The sequence below is a fragment of the Consotaella salsifontis genome (genome assembly GCF_900167365.1).
GTDB classification, from domain to species: Bacteria; Pseudomonadota; Alphaproteobacteria; order Rhizobiales; family Rhizobiaceae; genus Consotaella; species Consotaella salsifontis.
In genome coordinates, this window is record NZ_FUXL01000004.1 from 323,391 (window position 1) to 348,138 (window position 24,748).

At 65.1% G+C, this 24,748-nt stretch carries 18 protein-coding genes and 1 tRNA gene; 13 read left to right on the forward strand and 6 right to left on the reverse strand.

Features of this window, described 5'->3' with window-relative positions; all coding sequences use genetic code 11:
• Positions 1-6: 6 nt before the first annotated feature.
• The 3 genes from B5D38_RS07695 to B5D38_RS07700 are packed head-to-tail and all read right to left on the reverse strand — an operon-like array spanning position 7 to position 2,707.
• The gene (locus B5D38_RS07695) at positions 7-1,023 is read right to left on the reverse strand and encodes a ketopantoate reductase family protein (protein ID WP_207552909.1); all 1,017 of its coding nucleotides are present in this window, start codon (positions 1,021-1,023) and stop codon (positions 7-9) included.
• Positions 1,020-1,721, reverse strand: a complete 702-nt coding sequence (locus B5D38_RS22365) for a creatininase family protein (protein WP_207552910.1) — start codon at positions 1,719-1,721, stop codon at positions 1,020-1,022. Before B5D38_RS22365 ends, B5D38_RS07695 begins: the two co-directional genes overlap by 4 nt.
• The gene (locus B5D38_RS07700; protein WP_078707812.1) at positions 1,718-2,707 is read right to left on the reverse strand and encodes a GntR family transcriptional regulator; all 990 of its coding nucleotides are present in this window, start codon (positions 2,705-2,707) and stop codon (positions 1,718-1,720) included. The genes B5D38_RS22365 and B5D38_RS07700 overlap by 4 nt, the downstream gene beginning before the upstream one ends.
• A 170-nt stretch (positions 2,708-2,877) precedes the next feature.
• Here B5D38_RS07700 and B5D38_RS07705 point away from each other — a divergent pair, with 170 nt between their 5' ends.
• The 7 genes from B5D38_RS07705 to rraA all read left to right on the forward strand — a co-directional run bounded on the left by B5D38_RS07705 (position 2,878) and on the right by rraA (position 10,400).
• The gene (locus B5D38_RS07705; protein WP_078707813.1) at positions 2,878-4,455 is read left to right on the forward strand and encodes an ABC transporter substrate-binding protein; all 1,578 of its coding nucleotides are present in this window, start codon (positions 2,878-2,880) and stop codon (positions 4,453-4,455) included.
• 70 nt (positions 4,456-4,525) lie between these two features.
• Positions 4,526-5,464 (forward strand): ABC transporter permease, encoded by a 939-nt coding sequence (locus tag B5D38_RS07710; RefSeq protein ID WP_078707814.1) that lies wholly within the window; start codon positions 4,526-4,528, stop codon positions 5,462-5,464.
• Entirely contained in the window at positions 5,461-6,321 is an 861-nt protein-coding gene (locus B5D38_RS07715) for an ABC transporter permease (protein WP_078707815.1), read from the forward strand. Before B5D38_RS07710 ends, B5D38_RS07715 begins: the two co-directional genes overlap by 4 nt.
• Entirely contained in the window at positions 6,318-7,331 is a 1,014-nt protein-coding gene (locus tag B5D38_RS07720; RefSeq protein WP_078707816.1) for an ABC transporter ATP-binding protein, read from the forward strand. Before B5D38_RS07715 ends, B5D38_RS07720 begins: the two co-directional genes overlap by 4 nt.
• Positions 7,332-7,339: 8 nt before the next feature.
• Positions 7,340-8,371, forward strand: a complete 1,032-nt coding sequence (locus B5D38_RS07725) for an ABC transporter ATP-binding protein (protein WP_207552911.1) — start codon at positions 7,340-7,342, stop codon at positions 8,369-8,371.
• Complete coding sequence (locus tag B5D38_RS07730) at positions 8,368-9,885, forward strand: carboxypeptidase M32 (protein WP_078707817.1); 1,518 nt, start codon at positions 8,368-8,370, stop codon at positions 9,883-9,885. Before B5D38_RS07725 ends, B5D38_RS07730 begins: the two co-directional genes overlap by 4 nt.
• A gap of 5 nt (positions 9,886-9,890) precedes the next feature.
• Positions 9,891-10,400, forward strand: coding sequence for a ribonuclease E activity regulator RraA (rraA, locus tag B5D38_RS07735; protein WP_078707919.1), 510 nt, complete (start codon positions 9,891-9,893; stop codon positions 10,398-10,400).
• A gap of 307 nt (positions 10,401-10,707) precedes the next feature.
• On the opposite strand, the gene B5D38_RS07740 is transcribed toward rraA, so the two are convergent.
• A tRNA-His gene (locus tag B5D38_RS07740) sits at positions 10,708-10,784 on the reverse strand.
• 272 nt (positions 10,785-11,056) lie between these two features.
• Here B5D38_RS07740 and B5D38_RS07745 point away from each other — a divergent pair.
• On the forward strand, positions 11,057-14,938 hold the full coding sequence (locus B5D38_RS07745; protein ID WP_165690809.1) for an ATP-binding protein: 3,882 nt from the start codon (positions 11,057-11,059) through the stop codon (positions 14,936-14,938).
• Between the two features lie 160 nt (positions 14,939-15,098).
• Positions 15,099-16,979, forward strand: a complete 1,881-nt coding sequence (locus B5D38_RS07750; protein WP_078707819.1) for an AsmA family protein — start codon at positions 15,099-15,101, stop codon at positions 16,977-16,979.
• A gap of 108 nt (positions 16,980-17,087) precedes the next feature.
• On the opposite strand, the gene B5D38_RS07755 is transcribed toward B5D38_RS07750, so the two are convergent.
• On the reverse strand, positions 17,088-17,873 hold the full coding sequence (locus B5D38_RS07755) for an aspartyl/asparaginyl beta-hydroxylase domain-containing protein (RefSeq protein WP_078707820.1): 786 nt from the start codon (positions 17,871-17,873) through the stop codon (positions 17,088-17,090).
• 105 nt (positions 17,874-17,978) lie between these two features.
• Positions 17,979-19,403 carry a helix-turn-helix domain-containing protein gene (locus B5D38_RS07760; protein WP_078707821.1) on the reverse strand — a complete coding sequence of 475 codons (1,425 nt, stop codon included), beginning with the start codon at positions 19,401-19,403 and terminating at the stop codon, positions 17,979-17,981.
• Positions 19,404-20,084: 681 nt separating this feature from the next.
• On the opposite strand from B5D38_RS07760, the gene aceA reads away from it, so the two are divergent.
• The 4 genes from aceA (at position 20,085) to B5D38_RS07785 (ending at position 24,697) form a co-directional block, all read left to right on the forward strand.
• Complete coding sequence (aceA, locus tag B5D38_RS07770) at positions 20,085-21,416, forward strand: isocitrate lyase (RefSeq protein WP_078707823.1); 1,332 nt, start codon at positions 20,085-20,087, stop codon at positions 21,414-21,416.
• A gap of 61 nt (positions 21,417-21,477) precedes the next feature.
• The gene (locus B5D38_RS07775) at positions 21,478-21,729 is read left to right on the forward strand and encodes an SMc00767 family acetate metabolism repressor (RefSeq protein ID WP_078707824.1); all 252 of its coding nucleotides are present in this window, start codon (positions 21,478-21,480) and stop codon (positions 21,727-21,729) included.
• A gap of 239 nt (positions 21,730-21,968) precedes the next feature.
• Positions 21,969-23,408: a glutamine synthetase family protein gene (locus B5D38_RS07780; RefSeq protein WP_078707825.1), complete on the forward strand. Its 1,440-nt coding sequence runs from the start codon at positions 21,969-21,971 to the stop codon at positions 23,406-23,408.
• Positions 23,408-24,697, forward strand: a complete 1,290-nt coding sequence (locus B5D38_RS07785; protein ID WP_078707826.1) for an NAD(P)/FAD-dependent oxidoreductase — start codon at positions 23,408-23,410, stop codon at positions 24,695-24,697. The genes B5D38_RS07780 and B5D38_RS07785 overlap by 1 nt, the downstream gene beginning before the upstream one ends.
• Positions 24,698-24,748 lie beyond the last annotated feature (51 nt).

Here is a 24,748-nt window from a genome sequence, read left to right on the forward strand (position 1 = left end):
CGCCGGTCAGGATGCGCGGCCGAGCGCGAGCAGGTTGTCGGCCGAAAACGAGCGCTGCCCGTTTTCCATCTCGATGATCATGCCGATCAGCCGGCTCGTCAGCGGCGTGGGCACGCCCAGGCGCCGCCCGGTTTCGACGATGGGCCCAAGCTGGTGCTCGGCCTCCGTCCGGCGCTTGCGGATCGCGAGATCGCGCCAGATCCCCGAATGGGACTTGGCCGAGCGGCGGTTGAACGCCACCATGTCATCGAAGCTCTTGTCGATCAGCGATTGCGGCGCGCCGGGCGCGAAGGCGGCGGGATCGAAGCCGTTGAAGGCTTCGGTCGTAACCCCGTTGGCCTTGGCGACCGCCCCCACCTCCTGCCCGAGCGCCGTCAGCGCCGGCCGGAACGCGGGGTTGGCCATGCAGTCGGCGATGCCGTCATTGGTCAGCGCCGTCGCAAAGAGCTGCGCGCCATAGATCAGCTTGCCCCACAGATACCCCCAGATGTTGGCGGTCAGCACGGCATTGGGCTCGAAGTCCTGTAGCAGGCGATGGAGTTCGATGACGCGGTCGGTTTCTTGCCCGTCGAGTTCGCCGACAACGACGGCGCCGCGCCCGGAATACTGGACCACGCCCGGCTCCAGGTAGTCGGCGCCGAAATTGACGAAACAGCCGACTGTTCGCTCACGCCCGACGATCTTCTCGATCACCAGTTCGTTGAGGCCGTTCTGCGCGGAGATCACGCAGCCCTGCGCCGAAAGATGCGGGGCAAGAGCGCTGGCCGCCGCTTCGGTATGAAGCGCCTTGACGCACAGGAACGCGCGCTCGAAGCTGCCCTCAACCTCATCGGAAAGAAACGCGGGGGCGCGGACGACGTCCTCGAAGATCGGGCCGACGATCTTGAGGCCACGCTCGTTGATGGCCGCGACATGCTCGGGAACGTTGTCGACGAAGACGACCTCGTGACCGGCCCGGATCAGCCCCGCGCCGAGCGAACCGCCAATGGCGCCAGCGCCCCAGATCAGGATCGGCGCCCTCACGCCCAGCCCTCCTCGAGCAGCGCGCGCGTTTCGGCGACGGCGACGTCCCAGATGGCCTGCATGTCCGTATCGGGTCGCTCGTAATGGCCGCCGAAATTTCCGTCCCCGAGATATTTCCGCACGCCGGCGGGGTCGAGCACGCGCATATAGGCAAGGTCGATCATGGGCTTGCGCTGCGTCGGCTGCGTCACGCCGGGCAGGCGCGTCCAGGCGAAGTTCTCCATCCAGGAGGCGTGCGAGGCGACACTGTCGATCTCCTGCACCTTTGCGAAGGTCTTGGGCGCATTCCACCAGTTGTGGAATTTCACCTGCACGCCGGGATTGTCGGCCATCCATTCGATGGCGAGGCTACCGGCCGGATTGTTGCCGCCATGGCCGTTGCAGATCAGGATGCGCTTGAACCCCTGGCGCGCCATCCCGTCGAGGATGTCGCGGATGATGGCGATGTAGGTCGCGTTCCGGAGGCTGATGGACCCCGGATAATCGAGGAAATACGGCGTGATGCCATAAGCCAGGACGGGAAAGACCGGAACGCCCAGGGGCTCGGCCGCGTCGAGCGCCACCTTTTCGGAAAGGATGGAATCGACGGAGAGCGAGAGCCCCGCATGCTGCTCCGTGCTGCCGAGCGGCAGGACGGCCCGGTCGTCACGCTTGAGGTAGGCCTCGACCTGACTCCAGTTCATTTCGGCGATTTTCATGATGCTTCCTTTTGCACGTCGGGCTGGTGGCCGGTCGATTGCACGATCAGGGGCATGACAAGGCGTTCAATGTCGCCGGGATCGGGGGTATGGCGGTACTCGATGAAGGTCAGCCCTTCGGGCGCCCGGTCCATGACGCGGTCCGCGCCTGTCGAATAGACGACCACGCTTGCCTGCTTCAGCATGTCGGCAAGCGCCGGGTCATCCAGGTTTGTGGCGGCGACGGTCTGCACGTGAGCCGCAAAGCGCTGAACACCGGACTTGAGAATGGGCAGAAAATCGGGAAACAGCGACACCACCACGATACTCGACATCGGATCGAGCGAAGCGAGCGCGAGCCGCGTCGCCTCGGACGGAATGAAGCGGATCGAGACCACCTTGGTGGCGGGCAAAAGCGCCGAAACCTCCCGGTGCCGATTGGCGAAAGTCAGCGCGAGATCGGCGGAGCTCGTCCGGTCGCGGAGATCCCGGCTCCGCTGGATGTCGTCGAGCGTGACCGGCTCCACGGTCGCTCCACTACCCAGGCGCGCGGCGATGAAGCGGGCGTAGCTGGTGGTCGCCTCGGGAAACATCCCCACCATCACCACGCTGAAGCGCCGCCCTAGGCTCAGCCGGTAGTTGAGCCGGGCATTGAACAGCGCGCTCACATCGGCGGAACGGATGCCCATCTTGAGCGCCTGGTCTATCAGGCCATCGATCTGCCTGTGCAGCGCAACCACGGAGGGACGGGCGGCCATGCGCGCCTGGGAACTGTCGGCGACATAGGTGCCGGCGCCGGGCCGGGTCTCGATCAGCCCATCGCTCTTGAGATCGCGATAAACGAGACTCACCGTCATCGGCGCGACGCCCGCCTGCTCGGCGAGGTCGCGGACGGAGGGCAATGGGTCGCCCACCAGCAGCTCGCCACAGGCGATGCCGTACTCGATGACACCCTTGAGCTGCAGACGGATGGGGACCTGTAGATCCCGGTCTATGCGGAAGTCCATCAACCAAACCCGATTTGTACCATGGTGCTAGCACACTCGTCGCTCAGGCCACAAGCCGTTCTATGAAGCAAGAACATTGCCGCCGATAATCGCGAAAATGGCCGTTGACAGACCGAAAATCGCGTGGAACGTTACGGTCTATTAGAACACCTTGACAGGGAACAGCGACCATGAAGACTGTGATCACAGCCGCCCTGGCGGTTACTCTTCTGTTCGGCGTCAGCCAGTCTGCGCTCGCAGTCGATCGTGGCGGCACCCTCGCCTATGGCCGCTATGCCGACAGCCTGTTCCTCGAACCCGTGCTCAACGATGGCAATGTCGACATCTGGGTCCTGTCCAACCTCTACGATACGCTGATCTTGCCGACCGACGACGGCCAGGGGCTGCGCCCCGGTCTTGCGACCGACTGGAAGGTTTCCGAGGACGGGCTTTCCGTCACCCTCACCCTGCGCGACGGCATCAAGTTCTCCGATGGCTCGCCGATTACGGTCGACGACGTGAAATGGTCGCTCGAGCGAGCGGCCAAGCCCGACAACGGGATCTGGCAGTTTCTGGTCCAGTCCATCGACCATGTGGAGACCGAGGGCGACAAGACGGTCGTGATCAAACTGAAGAAGACCGATCCGGCGATCCTCTCGGCGCTGACGGTGTTCAACACCGGCATCATGCCGAAAAAGCTGTTCGAGGCGGCTGCGGGCGCAACCGATGCCGAAAAGGCCAAGGCCTTTGCCGAGCACCCAGTCAGCTCCGGCCCCTTCATGCTCCAGTCCTGGCAGAAGGGCGCGGACATGAAGCTCGCCAAGAACCCCTATTACTGGGACAAGGGCGAGGATGGGCAGCCTTTGCCCTATCTCGACGGCATCGACTTCCAGGTCATCCCCGATGATGCCACCCGCATTCTCAAGCTCCAGTCGGGCGAGTTGCAGGGCGCCGAGTTCATTCCCTATGCCCGGGTGAGCGAACTCAAGAACGACGACAATATCAACATGGAGCTGTTCCCCTCGACCCGCGTCGAGTACGTCACGCTCAACGTCCGGCCGCAGCTCAACGGCAAGGACAATCCGCTGAGCAACGAGAAATTCCGCCAGGCGCTCAACTACGCCACCAACAAGCGGGCCATCATCCAGATCGTGACCCACGGGGTCGGGACCGAGATGACCTCGTTCATGTCGAAGGCGACGCCGCTCCACGCCGGCGACACGCCGCTCTACCCTTATGACATCGCCAAGGCCAAGCAGCTGATGAGCGAGTCCGGGGTCCCCGCCGGCTCCGAACTCACGCTCCTGACGCTTGCCGGCAACCAGGACGAGGTCGGGATCGCGACAGCCCTGCAGCAGATGTGGCAGGCGCTGGGCGTCAAGCTCAACATCCAACAGGTGGACAACGCCAGCCGCACCGAGCAGTACCGCGCAGGCACCTTCCAGATGCGCCTCGCCGCCTGGACCGATGACATCGCCGACCCCAACGAGATCACCTCGTACTTTGCCTATTCGCCCACCATCGATGCCATTCACACCAGCTGGAAGAACGACGAGGTCAACAAGCTGTTCGAGCAGTCGCAGTCGGAGACGGATCCGGAGAAGCGGCGAGAGGAATACGCCCGCATCCAGGAGATCTTCAACAGCACCGGTCCGATCGTGCCGCTCTACGAAACGCCCTACCCGGTGGCGCTTTCCAAGAAGGTCCACGACTTCGTGCAGATCCCGCTCGGCAACAACATCTTCCGCTCGACCTGGATGAGCAAGTAAACTCGCATCCGCCCGTGGCCGAACCGGCCACGGGTTTCCCTCCGGCCTCTGCCGCGGAGCATTTCATCCCTTGTCGCTGCTGCCCTATATCTTTCGCCGCATTCTTCAGCTGATCCCGACGCTCGTCTTCATCCTGGTCGTCGTCTTCGTGCTGGTGCGGCTGCTTCCCGGAGACCCCGCGAGCGCGCTGATCGGCGACCGGGCGCTCGATGCCGACGTCCAGCGGATCAACCACGAATTGGGGCTCGATCAGCCCTTGCCGGTGCAGTTCCTGTATTTCCTGAAACAGGTCGCAACGGGCGACCTCGGCAATTCGCTGTCGCTGAAGGCGCCGGTGATCGACATCGTCGCGCAGCGCCTTCCCGTCACCATCCTTCTCACCACCATGGCGGCAGTCATCGCATTGCTCTTTGCCGTGCCGCTGGCCTTTCTCGCCGCTCTGAGGCAGGACGGGGTCGTCGACACCGTCATCCGGGGCGTGTTCCAGGTCGGGCTCTCCATGCCGGTTTTCTACCTCGGCCTCGTCCTGCTGACGGTCCTCGCCGCCGGGCTCCATTGGTTCCCCGTCGGCGGCTATGGCGAAACCTTCCCCGATCGGGTTTACCACCTGTTCCTGCCGGCCCTTACCCTCGCGCTCAGTCTTGCCGCCGTCCTGATGCGAAATCTGCGATCCGCGATCATCGGAGTGCTCGGGGCAGAATATGTCGATTTCGCGCGCGCCAAGGGGCTGAAATCGCGGCTCATCCTGATCCGGCACGTCCTGCGCAACGCGTTGATCTCCACGGTCACGCTGTTCGGCCTCTCGGTCGGCACGCTCCTGGGCGGCGCCGTGATCACCGAAACCGTGTTCGCCGTTCCCGGTGCGGGGCGCCTGATGATCGATTCCATCTACGGCCGTGATTATCCCATGGTGCAGGGCCTTACTCTCGCCCTTGCCGTGCTGGTGTCGCTGACCTTCCTCCTCACCGATATCGTGCAGGCATGGCTCGATCCGCGGGTGGCGCGATGACTGTCGCCGCCCCCACCGCGACCACCACGCCTCGGCGGCGGCGCGCCCGCCTTCTGCGCCTGCCCTCGACCCTCATCGCCGGGGCAATCATCCTGCTGGTCAGCCTGTTGCTGGCGCTGTTTCCGCAGCTGATCGCGCCTTACGATCCGACCGCCTTCGACTACAATGCGCTTCTTGCGCCGCCGAGCGCGGCCCATCTCCTGGGCTCGGACAGCTTCGGGCGCGACGTGCTTTCGCGCGTCATCCACGCCTACGGGCTCGATCTCCAGATCGCGGTCTTCGCCACCGTCCCCGCCTTTACCGTGGGTGTCATCGTCGGCGCCCTCGTGGGCTATGCCGGCGGCTGGGTGGAAGCGGTGTTCGGGCGCGTCGTCGACGCGGTCATCACCTTTCCCTTCCTGGTGCTGGTGATCGCCATCGTGGCCGTTCTCGGCCCTGGCCTCACCAACATGTACATTGCCGTCGGCGTCGTGGGCTGGGTGTTCTATGCCCGGCTCGTCGCGGCGGAGGTCAAGGTGCAGAAGCGCCTCGACTATGCCGACGCCGGCCGGGTCATGGGCTACCGCCCCCTGCGCATCATCTTTCGGCACCTCCTACCCAACTCGATCACGCCGGCCATCGTCTACTGGATGACCGACATGGCGCTTGCCATCCTTCTGGGTTCGAGCCTTGGTTATCTGGGTCTTGGCGCGCAGCCGCCTGCCTCGGAATGGGGTGTGCAGATCGCGGACGGCAAGAACTTCATGAACACCGCCTGGTGGATATCCGTTTTCCCCGGCGTTGCCATCGTCATCACCGGACTTGGTTTCTCGCTTCTCGGCGACGGCCTCGCCGAACTCTTGAGGACGCGCAAATGAGCGCCCTCCCGTCTCAGGCACTGACGCCGGCGCTTTCTGTCCGCGATCTCACGACGACCTTCGTCACATCGGCCGGCCGGGTGACGGCCGTCGACAATGTCGGCTTCGACGTGTTCCCCGGAGAGGTGCTCGGCCTCGTGGGCGAATCGGGCTCGGGCAAGAGCGTGACCCTTCGCTCGATCATGCGGCTGATCCACGCCCCTGGCGTGGTGGGCGGCTCGGTGCTCTGGCAGGGGCGCGATCTTGTCACCATGCCTGAGCGCGAGCTGCGGCGCATCCGTGGCGCCGAGATCGCCATGATCTTTCAGGAGCCGATGACCGCTCTCAACCCGGTTCTCCCGGTTGGCCTCCAGATCGAGGAAAACCTCAAGGCGCATACCCCACTCGATCGGGCCGGCCGCACGAAACGTGCCCTTGAACTGATGGACCTCGTCGGCATTCCCGAGGCACGGCGCCGTCTGTCGGATTATCCGCACCAGTTCTCGGGCGGCATGCGGCAGCGGGCGATGATTGCCATCAGCCTCGCGAGCAACCCGAAGCTTTTGCTCGCCGACGAGCCGACCACGGCGCTCGACGTCACCATCCAGGACCAGATCCTGAAGCTCATTCTCGAACTCAAGCGCGAGCTCGGCATGTCCGTGGTGTTCGTCACCCACGACCTTGGCGTGGTCGCAGCCACCTGCGACCGCATGGCGGTGATGTATGCCGGACGCATCGTCGAGACCGGAGAGGTCGCGAGCGTGTTCGCAAAGCCGCGACATGCCTACACGCGCGGGCTCCTGGGCTCGGTTCCTCGCAGCGGTGCGGAACGCACGATGCTCCTGTCCATCGACGGCACGCCCCCAAGCCTTGCCGCGATCCCGCCGGGCTGCCCCTTCAACCCGCGCTGCAGCTTTGCGACAGAGGTGTGTCGCACTGTGGTGCCGCCCTTGGATGAAGTCAGTCCCGCGAGGCTCGCCGCGTGCCACCATCACGACCGCGTCGCAGCGGCGGGATCGCCGGTCGCATGATGATCCCAATGAACGACACCGTCATCTCCGCCGAAGAGGTCAGCAAGCAGTTCACCCTGCCGCAGACCATGTCGCGCCGGCTGCGCGGCGCGCCCCAGCTTGCCGTGAACGCGCTGAATGGCGTGAACTTCACGCTCAAGCGCGGGGAAACGCTCGGCATCGTCGGCGAATCCGGATGCGGCAAGTCGACCCTTGCGCGCGTTCTGGTCGGACTACTCGACTGCACCGAGGGGAAGGTGATGTTCGAAGGGAACGACATCGCCTATCTGCGGGGCAACGCCCGGCGCAGCTACAACCGCCGGGTCCAGATGATCTTCCAGGACCCCTATTCCTCGCTCAACCCCCGCATGACCGTGCGGCAGGTGCTGACCGAGGCCCTGCATGTCCACCGCATGCGACCGCGCGCCGAAATTCCTGGCCGGATTGCCGAACTGCTCGATCTGGTGCGGCTGCCCGACGATGCGGCGGACCGTTACCCGCATGAATTCTCGGGCGGCCAGCGCCAGCGCATCGGCATTGCCCGAGCCCTTGCCGTGGAGCCCGACGTGCTGGTGGCGGACGAGCTTGTCTCGGCCCTCGACGTCTCGGTTCAAGCACAGGTGGTCAACCTGCTTCTGCAGCTGCAGGAGAAGCTGCACCTGACCGTGGTGTTCGTCGCCCACGACCTTCGCCTCGTGCGCCACATCTCGCACCGGGTGGCGGTGATGTATCTCGGTAGCATTCTCGAGATCGGGCCGACCGAGGCCCTGTTTTCGACGCCGCGCCAGCCTTACACGCGCGCGCTCCTCGATGCGGCGCCGGAGCTCGACCCCACGCACAGGACGACGAGCGTCGCGGCGCGCGGCGAGCTGCCGAGCCCCATCAACCTGCCCGTCGGGTGCCCGTTCAACACGCGTTGCCCATTCGCGTTCGACCGCTGCTTCGTCGAGCGGCCGCTCCTCACCGAGCGCGGCCCCATGCACCGGGCGGCCTGCCACCTGACCGACTTCGGGCTCGCGCCCGCCGCCGTTCCTCCAATGCAAACCGAGGCGGTTTCATGAGCTACGCCGATTTCGAAGCGCGGATGGCGCAGGTCAACGACCTGCTCTCCGTCCTCAATCTCCTCGCCTGGGACGCCCGCACGCAGATGCCGTCCGGTGGGGTGGTGACGCGCGGCCAGCAGGTCGCCACCATCACGGCGCTGGCGCGCGACCTCGTCACCGGCGATGCCATGCAGCGCGCCATCGAGGGCGCCCGCGCGGAGGTGTCCGGCGATCCGATCCGCCAGCGGGCCCTCGATCAGGCCGCCCGGGACATCGGCACCCTTTCCCGCGTTCCCGCCGAGTTGATTTCGGAAGCGGCGGAACTGAAGACCGTCGCGCATTCCGCCTGGGTGGACGCGCGGGCCAAGAACGACTTCGCCGCCTACGCGCCGGTACTCGAGCGGATGTTCGCGATCCAGCACAAGATCGCCGATGCGATCGGCTACGCCGACCATCCCTATGATGCGATGCTGGCGCTTTACGAGCCGGACATGACCCTGGCGCAGCTTGAACCGACGTTCGACACGTTGAAGGCAGCGCTGGTGCCCCTGATCGAGCGGGCGCTGTCGGTGCCGGCGCCCCGTCAGGACTTTCTGTCCCGCTCCTACCCGATCGCCGCGCAGAAGGCCTTCGGTCTGCGGATCGCAGAAAAGTTCGGCTACGACATGAATCGTGGCCGGCTGGATGACACGATCCACCCCTTTGAAATCTCGTTCACCCGCAACGACGTGCGCATCACCAGCCGCTGGCGCGAGAACTGGCTGCCGGGCGGCTTCTTCGCTCTGTGGCATGAAGCGGGGCACGCCATGTACGAACAGGGCGCCGCACCCGAGATCACCCGGACGATCTTCGCGACCGATGTCGTCAACCTTTACGCCGTCGCCGGCGCCAGCTTCGGCATGCACGAATCCCAGTCGCGCCTTTGGGAAAACCGCGTCGGGCGCTCGTGTGAATTCTGGGAGCTGCATTTCGGCGCGTTGCGCGACACCTTTCCCGAACAGCTCGCCGATGTCACCGCGGAGGAGTTCTGGCGCTCGGTCAACGCGGTCCGGCCCGACTATATCCGCGTCGAGGCCGACGAACTCACCTACGACCTTCACATCATCCTGCGCAGCGAGATCGAAGCCGCCGTCATGACCGGCGAGGCCAAGGTCTCGGACCTCCCCGGTCTCTGGGCGGAGCGGATGAAGAGCTATCTCGGCCGCGACGTGCCCAACGACACGCTCGGCGTCCTGCAGGATGTGCATTGGTCGCACGGTTATGTCGGCAGTTTCCCCACCTACACGCTGGGCAACATCATGGGCGCGCAGTTCTTCGACGCGGCGCTGAAGGAGTCGGCCATCGCAACGGGGCTGGAAACCGGAGACTACGCCCCGCTTCGCGGCTGGCTAACCGAGAACATCTACCGCCATGGCCGCGCGTCGAGCCCGGCCGAAACGCTCCAACGCGTAACCGGCGGGCCACTCGACACCGCGCCCTATATCGCTCGCCTGACCGACAAGGTCGACGCGCTGACCGGTGTGTCGAGATGACGGCGATGACCATCGTCACCGCCGATCTCTACGATCAGCACCATGCCGTGCTGCAGGTGTGCGAACTGCAGTTCCGCTCCTTCGGCAAGCGCTCTTCGCTCGCCGGCCCCTGCTCGACCCTCTCCACCTTCGAAGACCACACCCCGGTGCTGGAGGCGCTGTCGGAACCCGGAAACGGCCGTGTGCTCGTCGTCGACGGCCGGGGCTCGCTGCGCGTCGGCATCATGGGCGATCGCCTGGCCAAGATCGGCGCGGACAATGGCTGGGCCGGCCTCGTCATCCACGGCGCCATCCGCGACAGCGCCGGCATCAACGCGCTAGATCTCGCGGTCAAGGCGCTTGGCACCACGGCGCGGCGGGGCTGGACCGCCGGTCCGTCAGCACGCGACGTCACGCTGCGATTCGGCGGGGCCACGTTCGAGCCCGGCCACTGGATCTATGCCGACGAGGATTGCGTACTCACCAGTCCGCGCCAACTCGACGCCACCGCATCCTCAGCGCCCCCTTCGAGTTGACGAACGTCAACGCTCTGAGCATCGGACGAGATCAAGGCGCACGGGAACTCGATGATCGATGAGGTGATGGCCCACCGACATCATGAGTGGCCGACCTGAGCGCTTGGCCGCTCGCATCTGTTTTCCGCGGAAACGATGCGAGCGCCTGGCTTTCCATGGTGTGAGGCGCGCCCCTCTCTGGCGCGCTGAACTGCCGGGCGCGCTGATCGCTGCTACTCAAGGCCAACTTGCGACATGGCGCATTAAACAGTCAGGCGCCCTGAAGCGCCGCGCTGTCAGCAAGTATTTGATTCTTTGGGAAAACTAATGGTACGGTTGGGTGGATTCGAACCACCGACCTTTGGAGCCACAATCCAACGCTCTAACCAACTGAGCTACAACCGCACGAGGCCGCCTGGGCTGGTCAGCCTGATAAAGTCTTTCGCCGCAGTGCGCAAGCCCGATCGTGGCCTCCCTGGACGCGCGTCCCGCCGAATCGTTGCGGCGGCGCGGAAGAAGGCTCAAGACGGCGATCCCCGAACAGCCGTTAACCTTTGCAGCGGTGAGTTAACGGATTGGTCACGAACCGCCTGGATTTGAACATTTCCTGCCATTATTAATTCTTTCTTAGGAGGTAGCCGTTGGCAAGGCCACCGGTGTGAATGGATCGCGCTTCGATGACCACAGGAATGACAGCGCTCGGCATCATGACTCGGCCCGATATTCGCCAGGCGAATATCGACGGCGCGCCGGTCGTCGTTCTGACGCCGTCGCTGGATGGAGTGATCTGGGCAAACGGCGCTGGCGCGCGGCTCGTCGGTGTGCTGCCGGGTGCTCATGCTGAGCCGCAGCCTCTCAAGACCAGCCTTCCGACGACGCGCCAAATCGCCAGCGTGTCCCGTCGCCTCGCTCAAAGCGGAGAGGCACGGCTGATTCTGCGCGCTCCCGGTGGCTCGATGAAGCCCGCCGTCGCCGAAGTGCGATTGGTCGAGGTGAGCGGCGAGCGACATGCCATTCTGATTGCCGATCCGACCTCGGCGGGCGAGGCCCTCTCCCCCGAACATCTCGCAGAGCGTCTGATCGAGGAGGCCGGCCTTTCTGACGGACTGGCGGCTGTCGTATCGCGCGACGGCGTGCTGGCGGAAAGCGCGGCGATGGATATCGCGCGTGTCGGGGAAGCGCTGGATGCCTTCCGCGCCGGCAGCGACGATCTTTCGCAGGCGCGCGTCGATATGGCGAATGTGCGTTTCGCCCGTCTTGGCGGCGACATGATTCTCGTGGCCATGGAACCCGATCCGGTTCCGCCCGATCTCGGCGTGGAGGAGCCAGCCCTCGAAGCCGAAACGCCCGCGCCGCCCGCGCCCCCTCAAGAGGAGGCGGCGCCGGAGGCCAATCCTTCCTCTCCGCGAGCCTTTTCGGTCAAGCGGCAACCGCTTCCCTCCGGCCGGCACAAGCTCGACATCGGCGCGCTGATCCAGCGCTGGAACAGCCGGCGGGCAGACCCGGCCGCGCCCACGGACGACGGGCAAGTGGAGAGCCAGCCGTCCAGGCCGGAAGCCGCCGCCTTGCCCCTCTCGGAGGACAACGACATCGCCCCGGATGCGCCCGCCTCCACGGAGGATCTGGAAGAAGCGCGGCACGATCCCGCGTCGGAAGCGCGTTCCGCCGACCTGAAGGAGCATGACGGGGAAGCGAGCGCTCCCACGGAGGACTTTGCGACCGACCGCGATGAGGACGGTGCGGCCACGAGCGAATCGCTGCCGGTCATCGAGCCGGATGAAAGCACCGCAGCGGCGCCCGAAGACGCCGAACCCGTCGCGACAGAGCCCACGCCGCTCGACGATGATGACATCGTCGAGATCGATCTCACTGTCGTGCCTCGATCCGAGGATGCCCCCTCTGACGCCCTGGCAGACGCTGAAGGTGCTCCCCCGGCCGACGCGGCGGAGGCTGGCGGACCTGAAGCCGTCAGCGACGGCGAAGCAGACGCAGCGGACAAAGAAGGTGAGCTCAACACGCTGCCCGACGCTCTTGAGGCAACCGCGTTCGAAGCCACTGCCGACGGAACCGGGGAGCATCCCCTCCTCGACGCGGACATCCCGGCTCCCGCGCCCACCGATCCAGTGACCCTGGCTCAGGAACCCGCAGACACGGCGTCAGGCGACGGCTTCTTCAAGCCCGACTTCGGCACCGCGCCGGTTCGGTTCGTCTGGCGCATCGATGCCGACGGCCGGTTCCGTTCCTTTTCGCCCGAATTTCCGGCTTGCGTCGGGCCTCATGCGGCCGACGTGATTGGACGCACGTTCCGCGAGGTCGCCCGCGTCTTCGACTTCGACAGGACCGGCGAAATCGCGCAGTTGCTTGAGCGCCGGGACACCTGGTCGGGGCGCAGCGTGCTGTGGCCGGTGGAAACGACCGATCTCAAGGTGCCTGTCGATCTCGCCGCACTGCCGACTTATGACCGCGAGCGCAGCTTCGACGGCTTCCGCGGCTTTGGCATCGTACGGATGAGCGAGGCGGTGCCCGACCCCGATCGGCTTGGTCTCATCCTGACCGCAGCCGGCGCCGCGAGCAAGGAAGCGCCAGACGACCGGCCCTCACAGACAGAGGGCACGACCGAGGTCGACGGCGCCGGGATGGCGCTGACTGCCTCGCAGGACGTCGAAATCAGGCCTTTCGGGCGTCGCGCCTCGCCGCCGCAGGAGTCGAGCGGCTTCGAGCGCGACATCGACGCTTCGGACGAGCCCCGGCGTCTGCGCGAAGCCATTCTCTCCGAAGCCGAGGAAGCGGCTTTTCGGGCCATCGGGCGTCGACTCGGCCAAAATGGCGAGGAGGAACCCAAGGACGGCCGGAAGGAGAACGAGGAATTCCGGCCCATCACGGCGGGGGACTTCGTCGTTCGCACGGCCCCTCTCGCCGACAATGATGAAAGCGAGGACGCAGCGTCCGAGGCGAGCTCTGGCGATGCGGCAGACCGCATCGAGACTCTCTCGGTCGCTCACCCAGCGATCGCCCTCGATCATCTCGGCGACGATGAGGCATCGGATGATGAAGAGGAAGCCGTAGAGGACGTTCTCTCACGGCTCCGCTCGCGCCTCGACCAAGTGTTTGGCCCGTTGCCGCTCGCCGTTCTCGCCCAGTTCCGCGATACCCTCGCCTATGCCAATCCTGCCTTCTTGGCGCTTTCAGGTTATGCCTCGGCCGAGGCGCTATCGCAGGCCGGCGGACTTGGCGAGCTTTTCGCCGAATCGCAAGAGCCGCTTCAAGATGGCCGGCTGGCCATGCGTCATGCCGATGGCCAAGTGGTAAAGACCGCCGTCCGGATGCAGCGCGTCAGCTTTCTCGAACGTGCCTGTCTGGTGATCTCGTTCACCGCCGATCAGGCGAAGCCCGACCATGACGACAGACAAGCCGAGACGCTTAGCGAAATCGAGGAGCTGCGGCGCGAGGTCGAGGAGCTCCAGAGCGTTCTGAACACCGCGACCGACGGCGTCGTCATGCTCGATGGCGAGGGCAATATCCGCTCGATGAACGGCGCCGCCCAGGCCATGTTCGCGGTCGGCCCCGTCGAGGTCGCCGGGCGTCCTTTCTCCATGTTGATGGCCCATGAAAGCCAGCGCATCGCGCTCGATTATCTCGACATGCTGAAGGACAACGGTCTGCCGGCGATGCTGAACGACGGGCGGGAGGTGACGGGCCGGGTCGCCAAGGGCGACGGGCAGGTTCCCCTTTTCATCACGGCCAGCCGGCTGACGCGCGAGCGCGGCTACTGCGTCGTCATCCGCGACATCACGCACTGGAAGCGCGTGGAGGAGGATCTGGTCAAGGCACGGCGCGAGGCGGAGGACGCAAGCCTTCACAAGAGCCGCTTCCTGGCGAACATCTCTCACGAATTGCGCACACCGCTCAACGCCATCATCGGCTTTGCCGACGTCATGGCCTCGGAGTGTTTCGGTCCCATCGGCCATGAGCGCTATCTGGAGTATCTCGCAGACATCAAGCGCTCGGGCCACCACGTGCTCGATCTCGTCAACGATCTCCTCGACATCTCGAAGGCCGAGGCCGGGCGTGCCGAGCTGGTTTTCGAGGCAGTGTCGCTCAACGACGTGGTGAGCGAGGTCTGCTCGCTGATGCAGCCGCAGGCGGGCCGGGAGCGCGTTATCGTGCGCTCCAACCTGCCCTCCTCCGTGCCTCCCGTCGTCGCTGATCGCCGCTCGATGCGCCAGATCGCTTTGAACCTCTTGTCCAACGCGATCCGCTTCACGCCCTCGGGCGGACAGGTGGTCGCCTCCACCGCCTATAGTCCCGACGGCGAGGTGATCCTCAAGATTCGCGACAGCGGCATCGGCATGACGGACAAGGAGATCGAGCTCGCGCTGAAGCCTTTCCAGCAGGTCAACCCCTCGGCGCGCGAGCGCGGGGACGGAACAGGTCTGGGGCTGCCGCTCACCAAGACGCTGACCGAGGCGAACGAAGCGCGGTTCTCGATCCACTCCACCCCCGGCGAAGGCACGGTGGTGGAAGTGGCCTTTCCGCCGCAACGGGTGCTGGCCGACTGACGAGGGCGGCAAGCGCGGAGCCCACGTGCCCGCCTCCGGCGGGCATTTTTTCGGCTTTCACTGCGTCCGAGAAGAGCGGTCCGCCCTCTCCGCGTTGTTTTCAACGAGGATGGAATGCCCGAGGCGCATGCGGCTTTCCAAGGCGGTCTCGAGCCGTTAAATGACACGGTGGACAGAAGGGACCCAGGCATTGCGAGGCAAGCAGAAGCCCGTTGAGCGAACAGAAGCGCGCGCCGACGGCACCGGCCGCCGATTTGTCCGCCCGCGCGTGGCGGCCATCGTCCTCGTCGCTCTCGCCGTCATCGTGGTCGCGGTGCTCGCGATCCTCACCGCGAGCAAGCTCGCGCTCGACGGCGCCAGCGCCCGCCGCGATATCGAAACCCGGCTTGAAACCCTGATCGGACGACCTGTCAGCATTGGCGGAACAAGCACCTTCTCCCTTCTGCCACGCACTGTGCTCACCCTCAATCATGTCCGGATCGGCAGCGGCAAAGATGTTATGACTGTTGATCGGCTGCGCGCGGAACTGGACCTCACCGAGGCATTGCGGGGACGCACCCAGCTCGAAGAGCTGACGTTGACGCGTCCCGAAACGTCATCGATTCTGACGTTTCTTGGCACCGTGCCCCAGGTGCCGCCGGAAGGTGAAGAGGCGACGCTCTCCCAGCTCACCAACTTCCTTTTGAACCACCTCCTGGATCTTCGCACCCTGGTCATCAGGGACGGCGTCTTCGGCCTCGGCGACGGATCGCGCGCAACCGGCATCAGCAACGTCAACGTCGTCGCCAGTTGGCCGCGCCGCAACGAGGCGGCCCGCGTCAGCGCAAGCTATGTGTGGAACGGCCAGCCGGCCAAGCTTGACGTTTCCATCGCGGCCCCTGCCTCCCTGCTGGTGGGCGAACCGACGAATCTCTCGTACGATCTTTCGGCTCCGCCTCTAGCGGTCACGTTCCGCGGCCAAGGCTCGTTCGCCGCCATCTCGACGCTGCAGGGAACGTTCTCGCTGGACGCGCCCTCCTTCGTGCGCGCGGCGAGGTGGATCGGCGATCCGGCCGCTCCCCTGCCCGACATCGGCGCCTTGACGCTGAAGGGCCAGCTTTCCGCGTTCGGTTCCCGCCTCAGCCTTCAGAATGCTTCTGTCGGCATCGGGGGAAATGAGGGCAAGGGCGCTCTGGAGATGACGCTGGCCGAGAAAGGCCTGCCCCTGGTCTCCGGTACGCTGGCTTTCGAGCATTTCACGCTGAACAGCCTGCAACGGGCCATCATCCCGCTGCCGACGTCCCCTGTAGACTTTGAGCGCCCCATCACCCTCGATTTCGTCCGGCGCGTTGATCTCGATCTCAGGCTCTCCGCCTCCAGCGCGGACCTTGGATCCATCCCCCTCAACGATTTCGCCGCTGCCATCAAGATGAAGGACGGCGTGGCCATCCTCGACATTGGCGACGCCAGCCTTCTTGGCGGAAGAGGGCAGGCGAGCGTGATGATCAACGCGACGCAGCACGCGCCGACGGCCAGCGGAGAGATTTCTCTGGAGGATATCGATCTCTCGGCCTTGAGCAGCACGGTGGGCTTTTCCACGTTGGGCGTCTCGGGAACGGGCCGCATCAGCGCAAGCTTCTCCTCGCCCGCCAACAATTGGGGCGCCATTCTGCGCCACGCCAAGGCGCGCGCTAAACTTTCCGCCAGCGATGGCAGCATCAACGGCGTCGACAGTTCGATCTTTCTTTCGCCGGGCGAGCACCCCTTCGCTGCCAGCGCAAACCAGAGCATTCCCTATTCGAGCCTTTCGGCGGAGCTCTCCGCAGAGGGGCCGGATATCGAACTGCAGTCGCTGACCATGAAGACCGGGCAGCGAAACGTCCAGGCCGCCGGAGTTCTGGCAAGTTCCGGCAGTGTCGATGTTGCCGGTCTGATTCTTCCCACCGCCGAAGCCGAGGCGCCGGCCCCCGAGCCTATGCGCTTTGCGCTGTCGGGCGATTGGGTCGATCCACGCATCGAAAGCGAGCCGCTCGAGGAAGCCCTGGCCCCCGCCGACCGATAGGACAAGCCCCACGCCTTATCTCAAGGGGCTCTGCTCTCCGGGAGAATCCGACAGGCCGGCGGAACGCGCGTAAAACAGTTTGCCGCTCGTCCGCGCGCGAGAACTGTTTCAGCGGTGCTGCCGCCCCTCGCCATAAAACAGCTTCTCCCACTTCTTGTGCGCCTTGTAGCCTTCGCGGATGAAGGGCGTGAAAACGGCAAGATTGAGCACGGCCTTGTTGGTCAGGCTGGCGGGAAAGCGCGTCGGCTTCTCGAAGTCGACGAAGAGGACGACGCGCACCTTGTCGGAGTGGTTCCAAGCCTCGTGCTCGTAGGCGTCGTCGAAAATCAGCGCCTCGCCCTCCTTCCAGTGGCACACCTGATCCTGGATGCGGATGCCGATCTTGTCGGGCTCGTCGGGGACGATCAGGCCGAGATGGAAGCGCAGGACGCCATTATAGGGTCCGCGGTGCGGCGGCAGGTGCTTGCCTGGCTCGAAGATCGAGAACATCGCCGATTTGAGGCCGGGGATTTTTTGAAGAATCCGCCAGGTTTCAGGACATTGGGCAATGGCCGCCTCGGATTTGATGCCGTAGCCGCACAGGAAGAACGTCTTCCAGTTCTGGTCCGAGGAAATGGAGCGAACCTCTGAGGAAATCTCGTGGAAGGCCGGGAGTTCACCCTTGCGCGTGAGAACCTGGTCGAGCTCGGCGCGGATGAGGCGCCACTCCTTCTCCACCTCGCGCGCCCAGGGAAAGGCATCGGTGGGGAAAACGGGAGGATTTCCCACCGCCGAGTAATCGAGATTGAGCTTTTCCGCGCCATCGACGAGCTTCTGAACGAGGCGTGCGGCCCCGCCTTGCCGGCTCATCGTATCCTCGAGACCCTGGGTTTTGAGCTGCTGCATATCGGCCATGACGCTGATCCTTGAAAACGCACGAACCTTGCCGACGGCGCCCGATCGACACCGGTGGCGTCTTGGGCAATCCAGTGGAACCGGCAGTGCCAAGTCACATAGTCCTCAATCCTGAAAATCGAAGGCCGAAAGCCCTGTCACCATGTCGTCGAGGCCGAGCGGCCGCGTCATGGGGGGCGCCGTGCGGGCAAGGCAGGCCTGGCGCTCGCAAAATTGGCAGGCCTTGCCGATGCCGGTCGCCGGCGCGCCGGCCGCCAGATGCCTGCCATAGATCGTTCGCTCGGCGAAGGTCACGTCGCAGCCCAGAAGCACCGCGGTTCGCCGAACGCGCTGGTCGAAGCTGGCCTGCAACCCTTCCAGTGTTCGCGCGATGGTGAGAAACGTGGTGCCATCGGGCATCTCCACCGTCTCCACCAGCACCTGCCCCGGCTGCGCGAAAGCGGCATAGACCGCCAGCTTCGGGCAGTCGCCGCCGAAGCGATCGGCCGGGAAGCCGCGAGCGCCGGCGCGGCGGAAGCGGTTTCCCGCGATATCCACCTCCAGCATGAAGAAGGGAATGCCGGCCGCGCTGCGGCGCTGAAGTGTCGTCAGGCGATTGACGACATGCTCGAACGAAACCTGGAATCGGCTCGCCAGTGTATCGATGTCGTAGCCGACACGCTCGGCGGCGCTCTGGAACGCGCCATAAGGCATCATCAGGGCGTGGGCGGCATAGCGGGTCAACTCGAAGCGGGCGAGCCGCTTGGCTTCAGCGCTGGAAAAGCCGAAGGCTTCGACTTCGGCGGCAATCACCGACCCATATTCGAGATGCACCGCCTCGATGGCAATCTCGCGCAGGCGGTCCGGCGCGTTGAGCCGCTCGGAGAGAAAGAGGCGGCGCGAATGTCGGTCCAGGCGGCGGCGCCAATTGGGCATGACGTCGACCGGAAGCACCCGGACTGCAACATCGTGCTTCTGACGCAGGAGGGCACGAAGCGCTCCGGCGAGATCGTCGCCTGGCGTCAGCGACTGATGAAGCTCCTCCACCGCCGTCTCGATCGCGGCGTGGTGGTTCGGGCGCGTTTCGAGGGCATCGCGCACCTCATCGAACGGAAGGCGCCGCCCCGCGAGCCGCGCATCATGGCCCGAGCGGGCGAGAAGCTCGGAAAGGTCGCTGAGGCGACCCAAGGCCTCGCGATAGGCGCGGTAGAGCTTGACGAAGCCGGCGGCCGCGTTGGGCGCGGCGGCGGCGATCTCCACCAGTTCCTGATCCCCCGGCAGCTCGCCGGCCAGGAGCGGATCGGCAAACACCTCCTTCAGCGCCAGCGCCGAGCCGCCATCCTCCTCCATCTGCAGCTCGACCGGATCGATGCGGTAGACCTCCGAGAGACGGAGGATGAGCTGAACCGTCAGCGGACGCTGGTTGCGCTCGATCAGGTTGAGATAGGACGGCGAAATGCCGAGCGCCTCCGCCATGGCGCTCTGCGTCAACCCCTGGGCGTTGCGAATGCGCCGGATGCGCGGACCGGCGAAAATCTTGTTCTGCGCCATCGCTCCTGCCTCCCCTGCCGCGGCACGCATGCCGCGAACAACCAAGGAGCGCAGAAGGCGGGTCAGTTTGTCAATGCGCTGTCAAGCGATCCGGCCGTCCGATGACGGGCCGGCGGGCGCATGCCGGCCCTGGCCCCCGCATGTAATGACGCGCGGGGCTGTAGCCCGGCTTCAGCTTGTGAAGCAGCGTCTTGGTCGCCTTGATGACCCTTTCCATCACCGAATCCCCGTTGAGTGGCCACGCCGCTGCCGGGTGGCTCCTGGCCGACCATCGCAAAAAGATATTGATATTCAGTGACTCGCGCGCGTTGCCAGGGCGAATTGAGTCCTGGCCGCACGCTCTTTTCTTCCTGAAGGCGGTGATCGATTCGGCCGTGGAGGGAGGCCAGGTCCGACTGCGAGCCTCGCCGAAGGCTTCTTTTCAGGACTTAAGACCGTGAGTTTTCCACGAGCCTTCGGGCAGAAGCTCAAGCAAAACGTTTGAATTTTACAAAATTTACAAGTTGACAGAGGTCGACGTCAACGGCGCGACATTTTGACCCAAATTGCCGCACCCTCATCTTCATCTTCGCTATTCGCACAATATTTTCGGTGCCAACTTCCTCTCCAGGAGAAAAGAGACAGGGTATCCAAGAAGCAACCGCTTCTTGCTTCCTTCTCTTTTAAAGAGGAGATATTTCCATGTCGGACTTTTATTCCTTGGTTCCGTCGGCGCCCAAGGGTCGCTTCGAGAAGGTCGAGCGCCCCTACAGCGCCAAGGACGCTCAGCGCCTGCGCGGCACTGTCGAGATCAAGTATAGCCTGGCCGAGCAGGGCGCGAACCGGTTGTGGAAACTGATTCACGAGGACGAATTCGTCAACGCGCTGGGCGCCGTCACCGGCAACCAGGCGATGCAGATGGTGCGCGCCGGCCTCAAGGCGATCTACCTCTCGGGCTGGCAGGTCGCGGCGGACGCCAACACGGCCTCGGCGATGTATCCCGACCAGTCGCTTTATCCGGCGAACGCCGGTCCCGAGCTCTGCCGCCGCATCAATCGCACCTTGCAGCGCGCGGATCAGATCGAGGCATCGGAGGGCAACGGCCTTTCGGTCGAAACCTGGTTCGCGCCGATCGTCGCCGACGCGGAAGCCGGCTTCGGCGGCCCGCTCAACGCCTTCGAGATCATGAAGGCCTATATCGAGGCGGGCGCGGCGGGCGTCCACTTCGAGGACCAGCTCGCCTCGGAAAAGAAGTGCGGCCATCTCGGCGGCAAGGTTCTCATTCCGACCTCGGCCCATATCCGCAACCTGACGGCCGCGCGCCTCGCGGCCGACGTGATGGGCGTTCCTGCGGTAGTCGTCGCGCGCACCGACGCGGAAGCGGCCAAGCTCCTGACCTCGGATATCGATGAGCGCGACCGCCCCTTCGTCGATTATGACGCCGGCCGCACGGCGGAAGGCTTCTACCGGGTGAGGAACGGCATCGAGCCCTGCATCGCCCGTGCCATCGCCTATGCGCCCTATTCCGACCTCATCTGGTGCGAAACCTCCAAGCCCGACCTGGAGCAGGCGCGGCGCTTTGCCGAGGGCGTCAGGCGCGAGCACCCCGACCAGCTTCTCGCCTACAACTGCTCGCCATCGTTCAACTGGAAGAAGAACCTGGACGATGCGACCATTGCCAAGTTCCAACGCGAGCTGGGCGCCATGGGCTACAAGTTCCAGTTCATCACGCTCGCCGGCTTCCACCAGTTGAACTTCGGCATGTACGACCTCGCCAAGGGCTACAAGGACAGCCAGATGGCGGCGTACTCGAAGCTGCAGGAAGCCGAGTTCGCGGCCGAGGCCGTGGGCTACACCGCCACCAAGCATCAGCGCGAAGTGGGAACCGGCTATTTCGACGCCGTCTCCATGGCGATCACCGGGGGCACGTCCTCGACGACGGCGATGAGCGAATCGACCGAGCACGCCCAGTTCCAGGCGGAAATCGAGAAGAACGCGGCGGCCTCCTCCGGCAAGGCCACCGTCGCGGCTTGATCCGCTCGCGCAGGCGGCCGCGTTCGGCCACCCGTTTCCAAATTCCTTAAGGACAAGCACGATGACCAACACCGTTACCCCGATCCCGCGCCCGGTCACTCGCGTCAAGGAGCGCGCCGCCGAGCAGTCGAGCACCATGGACGAAACCCAGCAGGCTGCCATCCGCCGTCTGGCCAACGATCTTCACCGCCTCAACGCATCCGTCATGGCGGCGGTGGAATCCGGCGTCTCGGTCGAGCTGGTGCGCTCGTCCCGCCATCACGACCAGGGCAACTGGGGTGACCTGCTGATCCCTGTCGTCGTGAAGATGTAACGAAACGAGCAAGCCGGGGAGCGATCGTTCCGCCCGACGTCGCCCCAAGACCCACCTTCCTGGGGCAACCGCTCCTGATGCTGGCTCCGGCAGGACCTGACCGGCCCTGCCACGCACGGACCCGACCCGGCTCTCCGCCTAGGGTCCGGGTCCGTGCGTCTCCGGGCGCTGCCCCTTACAAACAGGCGCGCGAGTCCTATCATCGGCTGCAACGGAACGATCCGGCCAGCCTGATTGCCATGCCTATTCACACCCCAACCCGATCCTCTTCAGCTCAAGGCGAGGGACATCCGTCAGATCCCGCCTTCCTTGCCATCCGGCGCGGCGTCCGCTCGATGAGCGAGGCCCGCGAATGGCTCGCCCATCGCGGCATCGAGGACATCGAGTGCATCACCCCCGACCTCGCCGGCGTGCCGCGCGGCAAGATGATGCCGGCCAAGAAGTTCACCGGCGACACGTCGCTGGCGCTGCCATCCTCGCTGTTCCTCCACACCATATCGGGCGAGTATCCGGCCGAGAGCGGCGAGTTCCGTTATCCGCCGGCCGATGGCGACTTCAAGCTGATGCCGGACCTCTCCACCCTCTCGGCCGTGCCCTGGGAAAGCGATCCGACGGCGCAGGTGATTTGCGATCTCATCGACACCGCCGGCAAGGCGGTCGACTATACGCCGCGCAACGTCCTGAAGCGGGTGGTCGCGCTCTATCGCGAAAAGGGCTGGGCGCCGGTGGTGGCGCCGGAAATCGAATTCTACCTCGTCTCCAGGAACGTCGACCCGGACTATCCGCTGACGCCGCCGGTCGGCCGCTCGGGACGCCCCATCCAGGGCGGGCAGTCCTATTCCATCAGCGGCGTCAACGAGTTCGACGAGCTCATCGACGACATCTACGACTTCTCGGACCGCCAGGGCCTGGAAATCGATACGCTGATCCACGAGGAAGGCGCGGCGCAGCTGGAGATCAATCTTCGCCACGGCGATCCGGTCGAGCTCGCCGACCAGGTCTTTCTCTTCAAGCGAACCATCCGAGAGGCCGCGCTGAAGCACGGCATCTACGCCACGTTCATGGCCAAGCCGATCCAGGGCCAGCCGGGCTCGGCGCTCCACATCCACCAGTCGGTGATCGATCGGGAGTCCGGCCGCAACGTCTTTTCCACGGAGGACGGCAGCCCCTCGCCGCTGTTCTACCACTTCATCGGCGGCATGCAGCGCTATGTGCCGAGCGCGCTCGTGATGATGGCGCCCTACGTCAACTCCTATCGCCGGCTGACCTTCGGAATGTCCGCGCCGGTCAACACGGCCTGGGGTTACGACAACCGCACGACGGCCTTCCGCGTGCCGACCTCGGACGCCGCCGGGCGCCGCGTCGAGAACCGCCTGCCGTCCTCGGACGCCAATCCCTATCTCGCCCTCGCCGCCTCGCTCGCCTGCGGCTTTCTCGGCATGGTGGGCGGCGTCGAGCCGGATCAGCCGACCGCCCAGGACTGCGGGGACGCGGGCAAGATCCTGCTGCCGCGCGGCCTCTTGGAGGCGGTGGCCGCCTTCGAGGAGGAACCGGCCTTCCGCGAGATGTTCTCCGCCGCCTTCGTCGCAACCTATGCCGGCGTCAAGCGCGGCGAGTTCGAAACCTTCATGCAAGTGATCAGCCCGTGGGAGCGGGAATTCCTGCTCCTCGCCGTGTGATGGCCAACAAGCCCCCCTTCCGCCTCTCGCCCGGCCGCTCCTGGTATGAAGACAGCATCGGCGAGCGGCCGACCCATCCGCCGCTCGACGGCGCGCTCACCGTCGACGTCCTCGTGGTCGGTGGCGGCACCACCGGTCTTTCAGCCGCCTATCACCTTGCCCGGGCCGGTGTTTCCGTCGCGGCTCTGGAGGCTGGCCGTCTCGGCGACGGCGCCTCGGGGCGCAGCGGCGGACAGATCGGCACTGGCCCGCGCCACTCTCCGACGCAGCTCGCCGCCGAACTGGGAATGGAGCGCGCGAAGGCGCTGTTCGATCTTTCGGAGGAGGCCAAGAGCGATCTTCTCGCTTTCATCCGCGAACAGAACGCCGACGTCGATTACCGTCCCGGGCAGCTTTCGCTCGCACACCGCCGCCGCGATGTCGAAGACTACCGGCGCGAGGCCGACGAACTCGCGATCCGCTTCGGCTATCGTCATGCCCGCTTCATGGACGGCGAGGAGACAGCCGCGCGCCTGGGCTCGTCCGTCTATTTCGGCGGAATGCGCGACACCGGCACCGGGCATCTCCATCCGCTGAAGCTCACCCTGGCCTTCGCGCGGGCCGCCAGGCAGGCGGGCGCGAAGATTTTCGAGGAAGCGCCTGTCACCGGCATCGAGCGCAAGAGCGGGCGCTTCGTGGCGGAAACGCCCGCAGGCCCGGTGAGCGCGGAGCGGGTTCTCCTTGCCACGAATGCCTATGGTCGTGGACTTGAGCGACGAATGGAGGCGCGCGTCCTGCCCATCGGCTCGTTCATCGCGGCCACGCCTCCCCTGGATAAGCCGGATATGGTCCTGCCGGGCGGCGAGGCGGCGGCTGATTCGCGCTTCGTCGTGCGCTATTTCAGGAAGAGCTTCGACGGCAGGCTTCTGTTCGGCGGCAGCGAGGCCTATTCGGCGACAGCCAGCGACCCTGCGCCAGAGCTCAGGCGACAAATAGCCGCGATCTTCCCCCGCCTCGCGGACGTGCCCTTCACGCATGTGTGGGGCGGCTGGGTCGGGGTGACGCGCACACGCCTGCCCATGGTCGAAGCCGTCCAACCGGGACTGACAGTCATTGCGGGCTTTTCCGGCCACGGGGTGGCGCTTTCGCCGTTCTCGGGCCGCCTCTATGCCGAGCGGATCGCAGGTCTTGGCGATCGACTGGCGCAACTCGAGGAAATGAAGACGCCACCGCTGCCGGGAGGCGCCGCGCTGCGCTCTCCGCTGCTCTATTTAGCCATGACTTGGTTTTCTTTGCGCGACCGTCTCTAGCGAGGCTTGCCAATTGCCCAAAAGCAGCTCTTGTGAGCCTGCTAATAATTT

Bases quoted from the DNA above. Each gene is read 5' to 3' on its own strand.
- rraA (WP_078707919.1), top strand. From the start codon at position 9,891: ATGACCATCGTCACCGCCGATCTCTACGATCAGCACCATGCCGTGCTG.
- B5D38_RS07750 (WP_078707819.1), top strand. From the start codon at position 15,099: ATGACACGGTGGACAGAAGGGACCCAGGCATTGCGAGGCAAGCAGAAG.
- B5D38_RS07720 (WP_078707816.1), top strand. From the start codon at position 6,318: ATGAGCGCCCTCCCGTCTCAGGCACTGACGCCGGCGCTTTCTGTCCGC.
- B5D38_RS07785 (WP_078707826.1), top strand. From the start codon at position 23,408: ATGGCCAACAAGCCCCCCTTCCGCCTCTCGCCCGGCCGCTCCTGGTAT.
- B5D38_RS07730 (WP_078707817.1), top strand. From the start codon at position 8,368: ATGAGCTACGCCGATTTCGAAGCGCGGATGGCGCAGGTCAACGACCTG.
- B5D38_RS07775 (WP_078707824.1), top strand. From the start codon at position 21,478: ATGACCAACACCGTTACCCCGATCCCGCGCCCGGTCACTCGCGTCAAG.
- B5D38_RS07725 (WP_207552911.1), top strand. From the start codon at position 7,340: ATGAACGACACCGTCATCTCCGCCGAAGAGGTCAGCAAGCAGTTCACC.
- B5D38_RS07715 (WP_078707815.1), top strand. From the start codon at position 5,461: ATGACTGTCGCCGCCCCCACCGCGACCACCACGCCTCGGCGGCGGCGC.
- B5D38_RS07745 (WP_165690809.1), top strand. From the start codon at position 11,057: ATGACCACAGGAATGACAGCGCTCGGCATCATGACTCGGCCCGATATT.
- B5D38_RS07705 (WP_078707813.1), top strand. From the start codon at position 2,878: ATGAAGACTGTGATCACAGCCGCCCTGGCGGTTACTCTTCTGTTCGGC.
- B5D38_RS07755 (WP_078707820.1), bottom strand. From the start codon at position 17,873: ATGGCCGATATGCAGCAGCTCAAAACCCAGGGTCTCGAGGATACGATG.
- aceA (WP_078707823.1), top strand. From the start codon at position 20,085: ATGTCGGACTTTTATTCCTTGGTTCCGTCGGCGCCCAAGGGTCGCTTC.
- B5D38_RS07780 (WP_078707825.1), top strand. From the start codon at position 21,969: ATGCCTATTCACACCCCAACCCGATCCTCTTCAGCTCAAGGCGAGGGA.
- B5D38_RS22365 (WP_207552910.1), bottom strand. From the start codon at position 1,721: ATGAAAATCGCCGAAATGAACTGGAGTCAGGTCGAGGCCTACCTCAAG.
- B5D38_RS07700 (WP_078707812.1), bottom strand. From the start codon at position 2,707: ATGGACTTCCGCATAGACCGGGATCTACAGGTCCCCATCCGTCTGCAG.
- B5D38_RS07760 (WP_078707821.1), bottom strand. From the start codon at position 19,403: ATGGCGCAGAACAAGATTTTCGCCGGTCCGCGCATCCGGCGCATTCGC.